Here is an 18004-nt window from a genome sequence, read left to right as displayed (position 1 = left end):
CCGTTACGACATGCTGTCACCTTCATCGTCGTCGGTGTCCGGCTCTTCAGTGGTCGAATCGTCATCGCCCTTGCTACCACCCTGATCTTGGTCCCCTGGCTCTGAGTCGGACTTGGCGATCATCAAGCTCGAATGTGCCACCTGCTCGCTCGACGCTTGTTTCTCATGGTCCGGGCACTCTGCCCATGCAGCCGACATCCCCACTGACAACATCACTAAAACCTTAAGCAACAGCACAATGCGTTGAAAAATGCTCATAGCCGAATCCATCCTTTTTGGGGGTGACGCTTGGGCGCCGGACTGACGCTAATTGAAATCTAGTTCCGATCAGCTAGGTTCTCCAGATAGGAGGCTAACGAGGCGGCAGAAATGCCATTGGCGGGGAGATTGGTTTTGAATAACCGCTATCTCGAATCGTTATTGTGATCGTTCCCACGCTCTGCGTGGTAACGCCTCAATGGACGCTCTGCGTCCGCTTCTGGGACGCGGAGCGTCCCGGGCGGCATTCCCACGCAGAGCGTGGGAACGATCTAACCGCGCTGAAAACAAAAAACCCCGCGGCTTTCGCAACGGGGTTTTCGGTGTTTCGACTCAACGCTTAGTGATGCTCACGGGTCGCACGGAATTTCACATCCGGCCAACGCTCTTCCATCAACGCCAGGTTGACCCGCGTCGGGGCCAGGTAGGTCAGGTGACCGCCGCCGTCGATTGCAAGGTTTTCCACGGCCTTGACCCGGAATTCCTCAAGCTTCTTCTTATCGTCGCAATCAATCCAGCGCGCGGAATAAACGGTGATCGGCTCGTAAGAGCACTCGACCTTGTATTCCTCTTTCAAGCGGCTCGCGACCACATCGAACTGCAGCACACCCACGGCGCCGAGAATGATGTCGTTGCTGCGCTCGGGGAAGAACACTTGCGTCGCGCCTTCTTCGGCCAGTTGCTGCAAGCCTTGACGCAGTTGCTTGGATTTCAGCGGATCACGCAGGCGCACGCGACGGAACAGTTCCGGGGCGAAGTGCGGGATACCGGTGAAGCCCAGGACTTCGCCTTCGGTGAAGGTGTCGCCGATCTGGATAGTGCCGTGGTTGTGCAAACCGATGATGTCGCCGGCAAACGCTTCTTCCAGTTGCTCACGCTCGGAGGAGAAGAAGGTCAGCGCGTCGCCGATCCGCACGTCTTTGCCGGTGCGCACGTGGCGCATCTTCATGCCTTTTTCGTACTTGCCGGAGCAGATACGCATGAAGGCGATGCGGTCGCGGTGTTTCGGGTCCATGTTCGCCTGGATCTTGAACACGAAGCCGGCGAATTTCTCTTCGACCGGTTCCACGGTGCGCTCGTTGGCCACACGGGCCAGCGGTTTCGGCGCCCAGTTGACCACGGCGTCGAGCACGTGATCGACACCGAAGTTGCCCAGGGCTGTACCGAAGAACACCGGGGTCAGTTGGCCGTCGAGGAATTCCTGTTGATTGAATTCGTGACAGGCGCCCTGCACCAGTTCCAGCTGATCGACGAAGCGATCGTACTCGTCGCCCAAGTGCGCGCGGGCTTCATCGGAGTCGAGTTTCTCGATGATTTTCACATCGGTGCGCTCGTGGCCGTGGCCAGCGGTGTACACGATGATGTAGTCGTCGGCGAGGTGATAAACGCCCTTGAAATCGCGGTAGCAACCGATCGGCCAGGTGATCGGCGCTGCCTTGATCTTCAGGACCGCTTCGATTTCGTCGAGCAGTTCGATCGGGTCGCGGATGTCACGGTCGAGTTTGTTGATGAAGCTGACAATCGGCGTGTCACGCAGACGGCAAACGTCCATCAGCGCGATGGTCCGTGGCTCTACACCCTTACCGCCGTCGAGCACCATCAAGGCCGAGTCCACCGCTGTCAGGGTGCGGTAGGTGTCTTCGGAGAAGTCTTCGTGGCCCGGGGTGTCGAGCAGGTTGATCATGTGATCGCGATACGGGAACTGCATGACCGACGTGGTAATCGAGATACCACGCTGCTTTTCCATTTCCATCCAGTCGGAGGTGGCATGGCGGTCGGACTTGCGAGACTTCACCGTGCCCGCAATCGCAATCGCCTTGCCCATCAGCAAGAGCTTCTCGGTGATGGTGGTTTTACCGGCATCGGGGTGGGAAATAATGGCGAAAGTGCGGCGTTTCGCGACTTCGGCGGCCTGTTTGGTCATGGGAAATCGCCTGGCAGGTGATTCAAAAAAGGGCGGCGAGTATAGCTCAAAACATGACCTACGAACCACCGTTCGCCTGTAGCAGCTGCCGAGCCTGCGAGGCTGCGTTCGGCGGCGAAGCCGTCGTAAAACCATACGCTGCGGTGTTTGAGACAGGTCCCGTGTAACGATCCGGCGACTGCTGCGCAGCCGAACGCAGCCTCGCGGGCTCGGCAGCTGCTACAGGGGTAATGCGAGATGCGGGGTGGCTAAATGCTGTTAATTATGGAACCTTTTAAAAGGTGCAGACGTCCACTCCCCTGTTACAGCACTCGTACCAGGGGCTGAAAAATCAGCAAGTTAGCCTGACGAGGCTGCGCTAATGGCTCGAACTCATGCGGTTTTACCGACATGAAGAGCTGCTTCTCGCGAACGTTGATTTTCCCGGCAGCCAGGAATGGACAGCCACACGGGACTGCGTTCGCCGACAAAGAAAAAAGGAGTCCGCCTGTGGCTATTCGCTATGGCAAAGGGCTAATAGGAGGTGCGGTTGTCGTCGCCCTTCTGGCCCTGCTGATCCACTGGATTGGCATCAACACGATCGAACATTACCGCGACGATTTGTTGTTTTACCTGCAAGCTCATCTGATTCTCGTCCTCGCTTCCATGCTGGCCGCCCTTGTTGTGGGCATCCCCGCCGGTATCTTCCTCAGTCGCCCGACCATGGTGGGACGCGCTGAACGCTTCATGCAGCTCTTCAACATCGGCAACACCGTGCCGCCTCTCGCCGTACTGGCCATCGCCCTGGGCATCCTCGGCATCGGCAGCGGCCCTGCGATCTTCGCCCTGTTCCTCGCCTCGCTGTTGCCGATTGTGCGCAACACCTATGAAGGCCTGAAAAACGTTCAGGGCTCGCTCAAAGAAGCGGCGGTCGGCATCGGCATGACCCCGACCCAAGTGCTGTGGCGAGTCGAACTGCCGAACGCCGTGCCGATCATTATCGGTGGCGTGCGTGTGGCACTGGCGATCAACGTCGGGACGGCGCCGCTGGCGTTCCTGATCGGCGCCAACAGCCTGGGCAGCCTGATTTTCCCCGGCATCGCCCTGAACAATCAGCCGCAACTGCTGCTCGGCGCGGCTTGCACCGCCCTGCTGGCCTTGCTGCTCGATGGCTTGGTGACACTCGCCAGCCGCCTCTGGCTCGAACGCGGCTTGCGCCCGTCTTAAGCCTCGGCAAAGGAATCTTTATGAAGACATTTAGCTTTTTACTAGGCTGCGTCCTGCTGTTCGCAGGATTTGCCCAAGCCGCTGAAAAACCGGTAATCCGCATCGGCGCCCGGGTGTTCACTGAACAAACCCTGCTGGCGGAAATCACCTCCCAATACCTGCGCACCAAGGGTTACGACACCCAGGTGACCGGTGGTCTGGGCAGCAACCTGGCCCGCAGCGCCCAGGAAAGTGGCCAGCTGGATTTGATGTGGGAATACACCGGCGTGTCGTTGGTGGCATACAACCATGTCACCGACAAACTCGACAGCGCTCAGTCCTACGCCAAGGTGAAAGAACTCGACGCGAAAAAAGGCCTGGTCTGGCTCACCCCGTCGAAGTTCAGCAACACCTACGCCCTGGCCCTGCCGGAAACCACCGCAAAGGCTTACCCGCAGATCAACACCATCAGCGAGCTGAACACGGTGTTGCAGGCAGAGCAGAAAGGCAATCATCTGGTCGCGCTGGATACCGAGTTCGCCAACCGCTCCGACGGTCTGGACGGCATGGTCGACCTGTACACCATGAACCTGACCCGCAACAACATCCGCCAGATGGACGCAGGGCTGGTCTACACCGCCCTGCGCAATGGCCAAGTGTTTGCCGGTCTGGTCTACACCACTGACGGGCGATTGAACGCCTTCAAGCTCAAACTGCTCGAAGACGACAAGCACTATTTCCCGGACTACACCGCCGCGCCGGTGGTGCGTCAGGTTTACCTCGATGCACATCCAAAACTGGCCGAAGAACTCAAACCGCTGGCCGAACTGTTCGATGACGCCACCATGCGCCAGCTCAACGCGCGGGTCGATGTCGATCACGAAAGCCCTTCATCCGTTGCCGCCGATTTCCTGCGCCAACACCCCATCAACTGAGGAGGAAAAGACATGGAATTTTTGAACGCCTTTTTCCATCTCGACTGGCCGTTGGTCCTGCATCTGACCTGGCAACACATCACCCTGGTCGGTATCGCCGTGACCCTGGCGATCCTGGTCGGCGTGCCGCTGGGCATTCTGATGACGCGCTTCCCGACGCTCGCAGGTCCCTTGCAGGCCAGCGCCACGGTGCTGCTGACCGTACCGTCGATTGCCCTGTTTGGCCTGCTGTTGCCGTTCTACTCCAAATTCGGCCAAGGCCTGGGCCCGATGCCGGCGATCACCGCCGTGTTTCTGTACTCGCTGCTGCCGATCATGCGTAACACCTACCTCGCCCTCACCGGCGTGGAACCGGGCATTCGCGAAGCCGCGCGCGGCATCGGCATGACCTTCGGCCAGCGCCTGCGCATGGTTGAACTGCCGATTGCCGTGCCCGTCATTCTGGCCGGTGTGCGCACCGCCGTGGTCATGAACATCGGGGTCATGACCATCGCCGCCACCATCGGCGCCGGTGGCCTCGGTGTCCTCATTCTCGCTTCCATCAGCCGCAGTGACATGTCGATGCTGATCGTCGGCGCCGTGCTGGTCAGTCTCCTTGCCATCTTCGCCGACCTGCTTCTGCAATGGCTGCAACGTACGCTGACCCCAAAAGGATTACTCAAATGATCGAACTTCAAAACCTCAGCAAGACCTTCCAAAGCAACGGCAAAGATGTCAAAGCCGTGGACTCGGTAAGCCTGACCGTCAATGAAGGCGAAATCTGTGTGTTCCTCGGGCCATCGGGCTGCGGCAAAAGCACCACGCTGAAGATGATCAATCGCCTGATCAGACCGACCTCGGGCAAGATCCTGATCAACGGCGAAGACACCACCGACCTCGACGAAGTGACCCTGCGCCGCAACATCGGCTACGTGATCCAGCAGATCGGTCTGTTCCCGAATATGACCATCGAGGAAAACATCACCATCGTTCCGCGCCTGCTGGGCTGGGACAAACAGAAATGCCACGACCGCGCCCGCGAGTTGATGAGCATGATCAAGCTGGAGCCCAAGCAATACCTCAATCGCTACCCGCGCGAGTTGTCCGGCGGTCAGCAGCAGCGGATCGGCGTGATTCGTGCACTGGCGGCGGATGCACCGCTGTTGCTGATGGACGAACCGTTCGGCGCGGTCGACCCGATCAACCGCGAAATGATCCAGAACGAGTTCTTCGAGATGCAGCGCGCGCTGAACAAGACTGTGATCATGGTCAGCCATGACATCGACGAAGCGATCAAGCTGGGCGACAAGATTGCGATCTTCCGCGCCGGCAAGCTGTTGCAGATCGATCACCCGGACACGCTGCTGGCGCACCCGGCGGATGATTTTGTCAGCAACTTCGTCGGTCAGGACAGCACGCTCAAGCGTCTGTTGCTGGTGAAAGCCGAAGACGCGGCGGACAACGCGCCGTCGGTGAGCCCGGAAACGCCGGTCGCTGAAGCGCTGGAGTTGATGGACGAGCTGGACCGTCGTTATGTGGTGGTCACCTGTGCTGACAACAAGGCATTGGGTTATGTGCGTCGTCGCGACCTGCACCGTCAGGCCGGGACTTGCGCGCAGTATCTGCGTGAGTTCAACGCTACCGCCGCGTACGACGAGCATTTGCGCATCCTGCTGTCGCGCATGTACGAGTTCAACCGCTCGTGGCTGCCGGTGTTGGATGCGGAGCGGGTGTTCCTGGGTGAGGTGACTCAGGAATCGATTGCCGAGTATCTAAGCTCCGGTAAGTCCCGTGGGGGCAAGACCAGTATTGTTTCGCCAGCGGAAGTTGCACTGGCCTGATCCCCTTACTGCTCATCATTCCCACGCTCCGCGTGGGAATGCCTCCCCGGACGCTCTGCGTCCACCCTTTGAGACGCAGAGCGTCTCTTGATGCATTCCCACGCGGAGCGTGGGAACGATCATTTGAGGGAACATCACACTGTCATGCAGGTCGGTTACATCAGTAGCTGTCAGGGACCACACGACGGAACCGTGTAAAAACGCGACATTTTTTGTTGATCTCAAGCTCCTCACGCCCTAAAGTTCGCGCCGAACGTCCATGCTGGAAACGATCCATCCGGCTCAAGTACTGACGACGAGACAGCAAGGCCAAGGGAAAGCACCGCTTCCCATGGCCTTTTTGCTTTCGGCGACATGCCTTGGGAAGTAGGCGAACCAAAGTGGGGATACGGAGGACGTTCATTTGCACCCATTGTTAATTTCAGTTTGCCAGTAGGAGTTCCCAGCATGTCGATCAACGTCGAAGACTATTTCGCGCGCGATACCTTCAACAAAATGAAGGCCTTCGCCGACAAACAAGAAACCCCGTTCGTGGTGATCGACACCGCGATGATCAGCCAGGCCTATGACGACCTGCGCGCCGGTTTCGAATTCGCTAAGGTCTACTACGCGGTCAAGGCCAACCCGGCCGTCGAAATCATCGACCTGCTCAAAGAGAAAGGCTCGAACTTCGACATCGCGTCGATCTACGAGCTCGACAAAGTGATGAACCAGGGCGTCGGCCCGGATCGCATCAGCTACGGCAACACCATCAAGAAATCCAAAGACATTCGCTACTTCTACGAGAAGGGCGTGCGTCTGTACGCCACCGACTCCGAAGCCGACCTGCGCAACATTGCCAAGGCCGCACCGGGTTCGAAAGTCTACGTGCGCATCCTCACCGAAGGCTCGACCACCGCTGACTGGCCTTTGTCGCGCAAATTCGGCTGCCAGACCGACATGGCCATGGACCTGCTGATCCTCGCCCGTGACCTGGGCCTGGTGCCTTACGGCATCTCGTTCCACGTCGGCTCGCAACAGCGCGACATCAGCGTCTGGGACGCGGCTATCGCCAAGGTCAAAGTGATCTTCGAACGCCTGAAGGAAGAAGACGGTATTCACCTCAAGCTGATCAACATGGGCGGCGGTTTCCCGGCCAACTACATCACCCGCACCAACAGCCTGGAAACCTACGCTGAAGAAATCATCCGTTTCCTCAAGGAAGACTTCGGTGACGACCTGCCGGAAATCATTCTGGAGCCAGGCCGTTCGTTGATCGCCAACGCTGGCATCCTGGTCAGTGAAGTGGTGCTGGTAGCGCGTAAATCCCGTACCGCTGTAGAGCGTTGGGTGTACACGGACGTGGGCAAGTTCTCCGGCCTGATCGAAACCATGGACGAAGCCATCAAGTTCCCGATCTGGACCGAGAAGAAAGGCGAGATGGAAGAAGTCGTCATCGCCGGCCCGACCTGCGACAGCGCTGACATCATGTACGAAAACTACAAGTACGGCCTGCCGCTGAACCTGGCGATTGGTGATCGTTTGTACTGGTTGTCGACCGGTGCGTACACCACCAGCTACAGCGCCGTTGAATTCAATGGTTTCCCGCCGTTGAAGTCGTTTTACGTTTAAGGGCAGCTGCGAGTTTTAAGCTGCAAGCTGCAAGTAAAAGCCCATGACGTGTCATGGGCTTTTTTGTGTCTGCGTTAAAGAGGTGTCAGTTGCAGCTCTAGTTCGTCAATGCGCAAGGCATAGATCACTGCCAACTCGCGGATTTGTGGATTCAAGGCATTCAACAACGACTTGATCGCGACTCGCAGGAAATTCAGATTTCCACCGGCCAACGCCTTATGCAACCAGGCCAGCGCCTCTTCAGTATTTCCCTCTTCGGCCAGCACAGCGGCATAACTGAACTGCCCGCGAAAATCCCCCCCGACTGCTGAACGTCGATACCAGTCGCGAGCTGCCGACAGATCCATCGGACAAACGTGCCCTTCTTCCAGATAACGTCCGAGCAGGTTCATCGATTTCGCATGACCGAGTTCGGCGGCACGGCGATAGAGATTCAGCGCTTGCTGCTGATCTTTAATCACTCCTCGTCCGGTCGCCAGCAGATTGGCATAGTTGTACATCGCCCAATCCAGCCCGGCGTCTGTTGCGACCCGATAATGCTGCGCGGCAATCGAGGCATCAGCGACGCAACCCCAGCCATGCTCATGACAACGCCCGAGCATGTTGCGCGCCATCAGGTGCCCCCCACGCGCTGCGATCACGAACCAGCGCAACGCCAACGCCTGATCCTGTGCGATGCCGTTCCCGTCCAGCAGAATCTGCCCCAGCAAGGCCTGGGCATCGAGTACGCCCTCGCGAGCCGCCATCAAAATCGCCTGGGCTGCGCGCGCCGGGCTTTCCTCCAGCATGGCCTTGAGGGAATCACCGTCGAGGACTTCCTCGCGGCGCAGTTGATAACTCATACCTCGACCCAGCGGCGAAGCAAGTTGTGATAGGTGCCGGTGAGACGAATCAACGATGGATGATCCGGCATGTCCTGCGTCAACTGCTGGATCGCCCCGTCCATCTCGAACAGCAAGGCGCGTTGACTGTCTTCGCGCACCAGGCTTTGGGTCCAGAAGAACGAGGCGTAACGCGTGCCGCGTGTGACGGCGTTGACCTTGTGCAGGCTGGTGCCGGGATACAAGACCATGTCGCCCGCCGGCAACTTCACGCGCTGGGTGCCGAAGGTGTCCTGGATTTCCAGTTCACCGCCGTCGTAGTCCTCGGGCTCGCTGAAGAACAGCGTTGCCGAAAGATCGGTGCGCACCCGCTCGATGCTGCCCTTGGGCTGGCGCACCGCGTTATCGATATGAAAATCGAAACTGCCGCCGGCGGTGTAGCAGTTCAGCAATGGGGGAAAAACCTTGTGCGGTAACGCGGCTGACATGAACAGTGGATTTTTCCACAAGCGTTCGAGCATCGCCGCCCCCACTTCCTTGGCCAGTGGATGGCCTTCAGGCAGCTGTAGATTGTGCTTGGCCTTGGCCGACTGATAACCGGCGGTGATCTTGCCGTCCGCCCAATCAGCCTGCTCCAGAGCCTCGCGAATGCGCTGCACTTCTTCTTTCGCGAACAAGCCGGGAATGTGCAACAGCATGGCAAAGACACCTGAGACCAAAGGGGCGCCAATGGTATTGATTCTTATTGCTCAAGTAAAACCCTCACGACGGACGAAACACCAAAAACCGTAAGGTTAAATTGTAAAGAATGTAAATTCTTCGCGAATAGTAACGTTTCGCAATTGATACAAATACGCGTCTACCCTATATTCCGCGGCCTCAAATCCTTGGGGAAGGGAATTCAAAATGTCGCGTCAACAACCACACGTACCGGTCAGCTCACCACGTCTGCTCGCATCGGCCATTGGCATGGCAATTACCGCCGGCTCTGCGGGTCACATGGTTTTCGCGGCGGAAAAAGCCGACGAAAAAGCACCGAGTAATGTGCTGTCGCTGGGCGCTACCGCCATCACTGGCGAGGCTCAGGACGAGACATCCTACTTCGTCGAAAAAGCCAACTCGTCCAAGTACACAGCGCCCTTGGTCGATACTCCGCGTTCGATCACCGTCATCCCGCAACAAGTCATCAAGGACACGGGCGCCCTCAATATGCAGGACGCGCTGCGTACCGTTCCAGGCATCACTTTTGGTGCCGGTGAAGGTGGCAACCCCCAGGGCGACCGTCCGTTCATTCGCGGTTTCGACGCGCAGGGCGATACCTACCTGGACGGCGTGCGCGACACCGGTTCGCAGAGCCGCGAAATCTTCGCCGTCGAATCGATTGAAGTCAGCAAAGGCCCGAACTCGGCCATCGGTGGCCGTGGCGCTGCTGGCGGCAGCATCAACCTGGTGAGCAAAAAGGCTCATTTGGGCGACTCGTTTGATGGTGGTTTTACTTGGGGTTCGGACCAGACCCAGCGTTACACCATGGATGGCAACTATCAGTTGAATGACACCACCGCGGGCCGCCTGAACCTGTTGAGCCACGAAAGCAACGTCGCCGGCCGTGACAGCGTCGACTACGACCGCTGGGGCATCGCACCGTCGCTGGCTTTCGGCCTGGGCACCGACACCCGCGTCAACCTCGATTACTACCATCTGGAAAATAACGACACGCCGGATTCGGGCATTCCTTACTCCATTCCGACCGCAGGTTCGGCTGCCCGGACCAAATCCAACCCGGACAAACCGGACGACGGCGGCGACAGCACAAACTTCTACGGCCTCAATGACCGTGACTTTCGCAAAGGCCGCACCGATATCTCGACCTTCGCCATCGCGCACGATCTGAATGACGCGATGACCGTCAAAAACACCTTGCGTCACGGTAGCAGCATGCAGGATTACATCCTGACCCAGCCGGACGACAGCAAGGGCAACGTCAACAATGGCACCGTCTGGCGTCGGGCTAACACCCGGGTCAGCAACACCGAGACCACGACCAACCAGACCGATCTGTTTGGTGATATCTACATCGCCGGGTTCAAGAACAGCTACTCCACCGGTGTCGAGTACACCCACGAGGAGAGCCAGAAATCCTCGTACAGTGTCAACACCGACACCACCCCGCGAACAGCGGCAGTGACTAACACCTGCAACCCGGCGTTGATCGGCGCGCCAAGCGGTTACAACTGCACCTCGCTGTCCAACCCGAACCCGAACGATCCATGGAACGGTGCGATTTCGCGTAACTACGCCGGCACCGACACCAAGGCCGACACGTACGCGATGTATGTGTTCGACACCCTGGAATTGTCCCAGCAGTGGCTGTTGAACATGGGCTTGCGCTACGACCATTTCGAAACCGACTACAAAACCTTCGATGGGTCCGGTGTGACCACTGCCAAAGACAAAGACACCAGTGAGTTTGTCACCGGGCAGTTCGGCGTCGTTTACAAACCGGCGGAAAACGGCAGCATCTATGCGTCCTACGCGACCTCGGCCATACCACCGGGCAACACCTTGAGCGAAGGCTCCGAAGGCAATCCTTTGGGCGGCGGCACCGTCAATAACGATTTGAAACCGGAAACCACCAAGAACTACGAAATCGGTACCAAGTGGGATCTGCTCAATGATCAGCTTTCGCTGACCGCCGACATCTTCCGCACCGAGAAAGAGAACGCACGCGTTCAAGTCAATACCAACACCTATGAAAACGCCGGCAAAACCCGCGTCCAGGGTATCGAACTGTCGGCCACCGGCAGGATCACCGATAAATGGCAAGTGTTCGCCGGTTACGCCTACATGGACAGCGAGCAAATCGACGGCGGCCCGCTCGGTGCAGTCAACGATGGCAACGAACTGCCTAACACACCGAAAAACAGCGCCAGCCTGTGGACGACCTATCAGGTCCTGCCAAGGCTGACGGTCGGTGGCGGTGCGTTCTATGTCGACGACGTATTCGGCAACGTGGCCAACACCACCATGGTTGAATCCTACGTTCGTTACGACGCGATGGCGGCCTACAAGCTGACCAAAAATATCGACCTGCAGCTGAACGTGCAGAACCTGACCAACGAAACGTATTACGACAAAGCCTTTTCGACCCACTTCGCCAATCAGGCGCCGGGCCGTACGGCATTGCTGAGCACCAACTTCCACTTCTGATCGAAGTGGCTGGCAATAACGCCAGGCCCCGTTCATCTACATGAACGGGGCTTTTGTGTGTAAAAAAGAATGCTTCTCGACAACCCACGGCATAATGCGCGCCGTGATGACATTTTTTGAACGAACAAGGCGAGCGACGTGTTGAAGAAAACCCTGTTCCAGTTGCACTGGTTTTTCGGCATCAGTGCCGGGCTGGTCCTGGCCCTGATGGGCATCACCGGGGCAACGGTATCGTTTCAGGATGAAATCCTGAGTGTGCTGAACCCTTCTGTGTTGCAGGTCGAGAAGCAGGTTGCCGGCGTCCTGCCGCCCGTCGAACTGGTTGAGCGTATCGAAGCCGCGTCCGGAAAAAAAGTCTCGATGCTCTCCGTCGAGACCGACAGCGGCAATGCGGCCAAGGTGTTTTTCACCCCGCCACCGGGCCAACGCCGTGGCGAGATGCGCTACTTCGATCCGTACACCGCCGAGTTCATGGGCGACGCCACCGGCCAGGATTTCTTCGGCTTGATGCTGCAACTGCACCGCTTCCTTGCCATGGGCGACACCGGCCGCAACATCACCGGCGCGTGCACGCTGATTCTGGTGTTCTTTTGCTTGTCCGGCCTGTACCTGCGCTGGCCGCGCCAGTGGAAAAGCTGGCGTGCCTGGCTGACCCTGGACTGGAAGAAAAAGGGTCGCAGCTTCAACTGGGATTTGCACTCGATAGCCGGAACCTGGTGCCTGGTGTTTTACCTCCTGGCGGCGCTGACGGGGTTGTTCTGGTCGTATGAGTGGTACAACAAAGGCCTGACCCGTCTGCTGTCCGACGCACCGCAAAACGAGCGAGTTCGTGGTGGTCGCGGTCCTGCGCCGAGCGGTCCGCCACCAACCGCCGACTATTCGGCCATCTGGAGCAGCGTCTACAGCGCCGCAGGCCCGGAACTCAGCGCTTACAACGTCCGTATGCCGCCCGTAGCCGGCCAACCGGCGACTGTGTTCTACCTGCTGAAAACCTCCCCCCACGACCGTGCCCTGAACCAGATCACCCTCGATCCGGCGACCGGCATCGTCAAGCAGCACGATCGTTACAGCGACAAGAGCCTCAAGGCGCAATTGCTCACCAGCATCTACGCGCTGCACGTCGGCAGCTACTTCGGCATGGTCGGGCGGATCCTCCTGATGATCAGCTCGCTGGCCATGCCGTTGTTTTTCGTCACGGGCTGGTTGCTGTACCTGGATCGCCGACGCAAGAAAAAACAGATCAAGAACGCACGCAAAGACCTCGCACAACCGGGCAGCGATGCACCCGCGTGGCTGATCGGTTTCGCCAGCCAAAGCGGTTTTGCCGAGCAACTGGCATGGCAGACAGCCGGACAATTGCAGTCCGCCGGACTGCCGGTGAAGGTGCAACCGCTGGCGAGTGTCAGCGAACAGGATTTACTGGATTCCAATAACGCGCTCTTCGTGGTCAGCACCTTCGGTGACGGCGAAGCGCCGGACAGTGCACGCGGGTTCGAACGCAAGGTGCTGGGTCGGGCATCGAGCCTGCAAAGCCTGAACTATGCAGTGCTGGGCCTCGGTGATCGCCAGTATCAACACTTCTGCGGCTTCGCCCGACGCTTGCACACCTGGCTGGGTGAGCATGGCGGCAAGACGTTGTTCGCGCCGGTAGAAGTCGACAGCGGCGACCCGTACGCCTTGCGTCACTGGCAGCACCAACTGGGTCTGTTGACCGGACAGACACCGGTCGACACCTGGCAAGCACCGAGCTACGACAACTGGACACTGGTCAGCCGCGAATTAATGAACCCGGACAGCATCGGTTCTCCGGTGTACTTGCTGGGCCTCTGCGCCCCCTCCACCAGCAGTTGGCTGGCCGGTGATCTGGTGGAAGTGCTGCCGCGTAATTGCCCGTGGGCCATCGAGCACTTCCTCGATGGTTTGGGCATCGACGGTCGTGCCACTGTTGAGTTTGATGGCTTGTCACAACCTCTGGAACAAGCGCTCGCCACGCGCCAACTGCCTGAGAACAGAGCCCATCTGGTCGGCCTGCACGCTCAGGCATTGCTCAATGCACTGGTGCCGTTGGCCATGCGCGAATACTCCATCGCCTCGATTGCTGCTGATGGCGTGCTGGAGTTGATCGTGCGTCAGGAAATGCACGCCGACGGCAGCCTGGGCATCGGCTCCGGCTGGCTGACCGAACACGCGCCCGTGGGTGGTTCCATCAGCCTGCGCGTGCGGCGCAACAGTGGCTTTCATCTGCCGGCCGAACCGGTACCGATGATCCTGCTGGGCAACGGTACCGGCCTCGCCGGGCTGCGCAGTTTGCTCAAGGCGCGGATTGCCGATGGGCAACAACGGCATTGGCTGCTGTTTGGTGAACGTCATCGGGAACACGATTACCTGTGCCGCGATGAGTTGGAAGAGTGGCTGATTTCAGGCGACCTGGAGCGGCTCGACCTGGCGTTCTCGCGGGATCAGGCCGAAAAGATCTATGTGCAGGATCGCCTGCGTGAGTCAGCCGATGAGCTGAAGAAATGGCTGGCCGATGGCGCGGTCATTTACATCTGCGGCAGCTTGCAAGGGATGGCGTCGGGCGTGGATCACGTGCTCAACGAGGTGCTCGGGATTGCTGAGGTAGATCGGCTGATCGAACAGGGTCGCTACCGCCGCGACGTCTACTGACGCTACCAATCCCCTGTGGGAGCGAGCTTGCTCGCGATGACGGTTTAACATTCAACACATTGTTGGCTGTTATACCGCAATCGCGAGCAAGCTCGCTCCCACATTGGTTCAGTGGCGAACCTAAAATGAGCGCAGCCCTCTCAGACCGGCTGCACCTTTTGCTCAAACACTGACACCCCATCCAGATCCCGCAACACCACCCTCATCTCCCCCGTCTGCCCATCAATATTCACCTCGCCAAAAAACTGAAACCCGGCAAACGGCGAGGCGTTGTGCGTCGGTGATGCCTTCTCGAAAATCACCTCAGGGCCGAATGTCTTATCCAGCCGATCCGGCCCAAAACTCCCTGCGTTCAAAGGCCCGGCGACGAACTCCCAGAACGGATCAAAGTCCTGAAACGCGGCATGATCCGGGTGGTAATGATGCGCCGCGCAGTAGTGGACTTCCGCCGTCAAAAACACAAAGTTGCGCACCTGCTGCGCCCGCAAGAATCCTAACAATTCAGCGATTTCCAGCTCCCGCCCCTGCGCCGGTCCCGGGTCACCATTGGCCACCGCTTCCCACCGTGTCACGCCGGGGCTGACCTCTCCGTCGGGCGCGCCAAGACCAATCGACATGTCGGCGGCGATGACTTTCCACTGCGCTTGCGAGCCATTCATTTCCTGCTTGAGCCAGTCCAGTTGCTCACGCCCGAGAAAGGGTTTTGCAGCGCCGAGGTTGTCATCGTTGGCGCCGCGATAACTGCGCATATCGAGCACAAACACATCGAGCAGCGGCCCATAGCCGAGCTTGCGATAAATCCGCCCGCCATTGTCGGCACTCTGCAAGCGCATGGGTGCGTATTCGAGCCAGGCCTGACGCCCGCGGCCGACCAGGTCGGGGATATCTTTCTCCTGATAGCGCACATCCAGTGGCTTGCCCGGCGACCAATTGTTCACCACTTCATGGTCGTCCCATTGCCAGATCTGCGGGACCTCGGCGTTGAAGCGGCGGATGTTTTCATCCATCAGGTTGTAGCGGTAGTTACCGCGAAAATCGTCGAGGCTTTGCGCGACGTTGCTCTTGGCTTCGCTGGTGATATTGCGCCACACCCGGCCACTTTCGGTGGTCAGTTGCGCGGGTATGGGGCCGTCGGCATAGATGGTGTCGCCGCTGTGGATAAAAAAGTCCGGCAGGCGCAACCGCATGGCTTCGTAGATGCGCATGCCGCCAATGTCCGGGTTGATGCCAAAGCCCTGGCCGGCGGTGTCGCCGCTCCAGACAAAACGAATGTCACGGCGGGTTTGTGGCACGCTGCGCAAATGGCCGAACCAGGGTTCGCTGGCGACACCGCTTTGGGCGTCTTCGAAGGACACGCGATAGAAAATCGCCTGATCGGCGGGCAGCCCGGTGAGCTCCACCCGCGCGGTGAAATCGCTGCGGGCATCAGCCAATGGCGAGACCAATCGGCGCGGGTTGCTGAACAGACTGCGGGTATCCCATTCCACCACCATCCGCGCCGGACGGTCGCAGCGGCTCCAGATCATCGCCCGGTCACCCAGCACGTCGCCGGACTGCACGCCATCGGTGAGTTGCGGACGATCCCTGACCGAAGCGATCACGGCCGGCGCAAGCCCCGGTAACAGTAGCCCCGCGCCCACCGCCTGGATGACAAGACGGCGACCGGGGTCAAATTCGCTCATGGTGTTCTCCCTGAAAAGGAAAACTAAAGTACATGCCCACCTGTGGGAGCGAGCCTGCTCGCGATAGCGGTCTGACAGTCAACAAAGATGTTGAATGTGAGGGCCTCATCGCGAGCAGGCTCGCTCCCACAAGGGTTTGGTGGTGTCAGGCCTGGGCGGGCTCCAGCGCCAGCTCCACAGCTACAGGCCGTTTGAGCAGCGCATACGCCACCGCCGTCAGAATACTCCCGGCGACAATCGCCAGCAGGTACAACAGCGCATGGTTGATCGCATTCGGGATCGCCAATACAAACAATCCGCCGTGCGGCGCCATCAGTTTGCAGCCGAAATACATCGACAATGCCCCGGCCAGGGCGCCACCGGCAATGCTCGCCGGAATCACCCGCAACGGGTCTTTCGCAGCAAACGGAATGGCCCCTTCGGAGATGAAGCACAAGCCCAGCACCAGCGCCGCTTTGCCGGCCTCGCGCTCGGTCTGGGCAAACTTTCGTCGCGCAATGAACGTGGCAATGCCCAAGCCAATCGGCGGCACCATGCCGGCAGCCATGGTCGCGGCCATGGGTGCATAACTCTGCGACGCCAGCAGCCCCACCGAGAACGCATAAGCCGCCTTGTTGATCGGCCCGCCAAGGTCCACGCACATCATCCCGCCCAACAACACACCGAGCAAAATCGCATTGGTGGTGCCCATGCTGTCGAGGAAGTGCGTCAGCCCTTCCAGCATCCCGGCCACCGGTTTGCCGACCACGTAAATCATCACCAGCCCGGTGAACAGACTCGCCAGCAGCGGGATGATCAGGATTGGCTTCAGCGCCTCAAGACTCTGCGGCAAACGCGCGTAGCGGTTGATCGCCTGCGCCGCATAACCGGCGATGAAACCGGCAATGATCCCGCCGATAAAACCGGCACCCAGGGTGCTTGCCAACATCCCGCCGATCATCCCCGGCGCCAGGCCCGGCCGGTCGGCAATCGAGTAGGCGATGTAGCCTGCCAGCAGCGGCACCATCAACTTGAATGCGGTGTCACCGCCGATCTGCATCAGCGCAGCCGCCAATGTGCCCGGCTCCTTGAACGCGGTGATGCCGAACACAAAGGACAACGCAATCATCAACCCGCCCGCCACCACCATCGGCAGCATGAACGACACGCCGGTCAGCAGGTGTTTGTAAACGCCCGTCTTCTCTTGCTTGGCCGGGCCTTGTGAACCCGTGGCAGCGGTTTCCTGCCGACCTTCGGCCAGTGCTTTATTCAGCGTCGCTTCGGCCTGTTTCAGCGCTATGCCGGTGCCGCAGCGGTAAATCTTCTTGCCGGCGAAACGCTCGGTGGCGACTTCGATATCACAGGCCAACAACACCACATCGGCATCGGCAATCGCCGCCGCGCTCAACGGATTGCGCGCGCCGACCGAGCCCTGGGTTTCCACTTGCAGGTCATAACCCAGACGCTTGGCCGCTTGCTGCAAGGCTTCGGCGGCCATGAAAGTGTGAGCGACGCCGGTCGGGCACGCGGTAATCGCGACCAGACGCGGGGCGTTTTTTACGAGGGCGACAGGCTCGGCCACGGCTTCGGGGGTGACGTAAACCTGAGCCTCTTCAGCACCGCGACGCAGCACCGCTTCAACATCTTGCAGGGCTTGCGCCGGGGTGCTCTGGAACACCCGCTTGCCGACGAATCGCGACATATCCACCGACGCGCTGGTCACCAGCAACACCCACTGGGCCGCCTCGATCGTGGCCGCCGATAGTTGACGTTCCGGGTGCGCCGCATCGTTGACTTCGACACTGGTGCTCCAGCCCTGGCGCTGTGCCGCCGCATCAAGCAAACGGGCGCACAGCACACTGGTGACCATGCCGTTCGGGCAGGCCGTAACAATGGCTAATTTCATCACAAACCC

General features: G+C 59.2%; 13 protein-coding genes. 7 read left to right on the top strand and 6 right to left on the bottom strand.

Annotated elements, in window-relative coordinates:
- Positions 1-3: 3 nt before the first annotated feature.
- Both J2Y56_RS17255 and J2Y56_RS17250 read right to left on the bottom strand, forming a co-directional pair.
- On the bottom strand, positions 4-258 hold the full coding sequence (locus J2Y56_RS17255; protein WP_007942807.1) for a hypothetical protein: 255 nt from the start codon (positions 256-258) through the stop codon (positions 4-6).
- A gap of 340 nt (positions 259-598) precedes the next feature.
- The gene (locus J2Y56_RS17250; protein WP_310351548.1) at positions 599-2182 is read right to left on the bottom strand and encodes a peptide chain release factor 3; all 1584 of its coding nucleotides are present in this window, start codon (positions 2180-2182) and stop codon (positions 599-601) included.
- A 489-nt stretch (positions 2183-2671) separates the two neighbouring features.
- On the opposite strand from J2Y56_RS17250, the gene J2Y56_RS17245 reads away from it, so the two are divergent.
- The 5 genes from J2Y56_RS17245 to J2Y56_RS17225 all read left to right on the top strand — a co-directional run bounded on the left by J2Y56_RS17245 (position 2672) and on the right by J2Y56_RS17225 (position 7733).
- Positions 2672-3388, top strand: coding sequence for an ABC transporter permease (locus J2Y56_RS17245; RefSeq protein WP_007942810.1), 717 nt, complete (start codon positions 2672-2674; stop codon positions 3386-3388).
- 20 nt (positions 3389-3408) lie between these two features.
- Complete coding sequence (locus J2Y56_RS17240; protein WP_007942811.1) at positions 3409-4302, top strand: glycine betaine ABC transporter substrate-binding protein; 894 nt, start codon at positions 3409-3411, stop codon at positions 4300-4302.
- A gap of 12 nt (positions 4303-4314) precedes the next feature.
- On the top strand, positions 4315-4968 hold the full coding sequence (locus J2Y56_RS17235) for an ABC transporter permease (RefSeq protein WP_310351545.1): 654 nt from the start codon (positions 4315-4317) through the stop codon (positions 4966-4968).
- Positions 4965-6122, top strand: a complete 1158-nt coding sequence (locus J2Y56_RS17230) for a betaine/proline/choline family ABC transporter ATP-binding protein (protein WP_007942813.1) — start codon at positions 4965-4967, stop codon at positions 6120-6122. Before J2Y56_RS17235 ends, J2Y56_RS17230 begins: the two co-directional genes overlap by 4 nt.
- A 447-nt stretch (positions 6123-6569) precedes the next feature.
- A complete protein-coding gene (locus J2Y56_RS17225; protein WP_027924486.1) occupies positions 6570-7733 on the top strand; it encodes a type III PLP-dependent enzyme in 1164 nt (387 codons plus the stop codon).
- A 74-nt stretch (positions 7734-7807) separates the two neighbouring features.
- Here J2Y56_RS17225 and J2Y56_RS17220 read toward each other — a convergent pair whose 3' ends face one another.
- Positions 7808-8575, bottom strand: coding sequence for a tetratricopeptide repeat protein (locus J2Y56_RS17220; RefSeq protein ID WP_310351543.1), 768 nt, complete (start codon positions 8573-8575; stop codon positions 7808-7810).
- Positions 8572-9252, bottom strand: a complete 681-nt coding sequence (locus J2Y56_RS17215) for a Fe2+-dependent dioxygenase (protein ID WP_150782324.1) — start codon at positions 9250-9252, stop codon at positions 8572-8574. The genes J2Y56_RS17220 and J2Y56_RS17215 overlap by 4 nt, the downstream gene beginning before the upstream one ends.
- Positions 9253-9460: 208 nt before the next feature.
- On the opposite strand from J2Y56_RS17215, the gene J2Y56_RS17210 reads away from it, so the two are divergent.
- Together J2Y56_RS17210 and J2Y56_RS17205 are read left to right on the top strand one after the other, a co-directional pair.
- Positions 9461-11761 (top strand): TonB-dependent siderophore receptor, encoded by a 2301-nt coding sequence (locus tag J2Y56_RS17210; protein WP_310351542.1) that lies wholly within the window; start codon positions 9461-9463, stop codon positions 11759-11761.
- A 138-nt stretch (positions 11762-11899) separates the two neighbouring features.
- Positions 11900-14428 carry a sulfite reductase flavoprotein subunit alpha gene (locus tag J2Y56_RS17205; RefSeq protein ID WP_310351540.1) on the top strand — a complete coding sequence of 843 codons (2529 nt, stop codon included), beginning with the start codon at positions 11900-11902 and terminating at the stop codon, positions 14426-14428.
- Positions 14429-14568: 140 nt separating this feature from the next.
- On the opposite strand, the gene J2Y56_RS17200 is transcribed toward J2Y56_RS17205, so the two are convergent.
- Both J2Y56_RS17200 and J2Y56_RS17195 read right to left on the bottom strand, forming a co-directional pair.
- The gene (locus J2Y56_RS17200) at positions 14569-16110 is read right to left on the bottom strand and encodes an alkaline phosphatase D family protein (RefSeq protein ID WP_310351537.1); all 1542 of its coding nucleotides are present in this window, start codon (positions 16108-16110) and stop codon (positions 14569-14571) included.
- Between the two features lie 145 nt (positions 16111-16255).
- On the bottom strand, positions 16256-17995 hold the full coding sequence (locus J2Y56_RS17195) for a PTS fructose-like transporter subunit IIB (RefSeq protein ID WP_310351534.1): 1740 nt from the start codon (positions 17993-17995) through the stop codon (positions 16256-16258).
- Positions 17996-18004 lie beyond the last annotated feature (9 nt).

The organism is Pseudomonas sp. BE134 (assembly GCF_031456105.1).
GTDB lineage: Bacteria > Pseudomonadota > Gammaproteobacteria > Pseudomonadales > Pseudomonadaceae > Aquipseudomonas.
Note: the sequence above shows the minus strand (reverse complement) of the source record. Positions and strands in the feature narration are given on the sequence as shown.

Bases quoted from the DNA above. Each gene is read 5' to 3' on its own strand.
- J2Y56_RS17255 (WP_007942807.1), bottom strand. From the start codon at position 258: ATGAGCATTTTTCAACGCATTGTGCTGTTGCTTAAGGTTTTAGTGATG.
- J2Y56_RS17250 (WP_310351548.1), bottom strand. From the start codon at position 2,182: ATGACCAAACAGGCCGCCGAAGTCGCGAAACGCCGCACTTTCGCCATT.
- J2Y56_RS17240 (WP_007942811.1), top strand. From the start codon at position 3,409: ATGAAGACATTTAGCTTTTTACTAGGCTGCGTCCTGCTGTTCGCAGGA.
- J2Y56_RS17235 (WP_310351545.1), top strand. From the start codon at position 4,315: ATGGAATTTTTGAACGCCTTTTTCCATCTCGACTGGCCGTTGGTCCTG.
- J2Y56_RS17230 (WP_007942813.1), top strand. From the start codon at position 4,965: ATGATCGAACTTCAAAACCTCAGCAAGACCTTCCAAAGCAACGGCAAA.
- J2Y56_RS17225 (WP_027924486.1), top strand. From the start codon at position 6,570: ATGTCGATCAACGTCGAAGACTATTTCGCGCGCGATACCTTCAACAAA.
- J2Y56_RS17220 (WP_310351543.1), bottom strand. From the start codon at position 8,575: ATGAGTTATCAACTGCGCCGCGAGGAAGTCCTCGACGGTGATTCCCTC.
- J2Y56_RS17215 (WP_150782324.1), bottom strand. From the start codon at position 9,252: ATGCTGTTGCACATTCCCGGCTTGTTCGCGAAAGAAGAAGTGCAGCGC.
- J2Y56_RS17210 (WP_310351542.1), top strand. From the start codon at position 9,461: ATGTCGCGTCAACAACCACACGTACCGGTCAGCTCACCACGTCTGCTC.
- J2Y56_RS17200 (WP_310351537.1), bottom strand. From the start codon at position 16,110: ATGAGCGAATTTGACCCCGGTCGCCGTCTTGTCATCCAGGCGGTGGGC.
- J2Y56_RS17195 (WP_310351534.1), bottom strand. From the start codon at position 17,995: ATGAAATTAGCCATTGTTACGGCCTGCCCGAACGGCATGGTCACCAGT.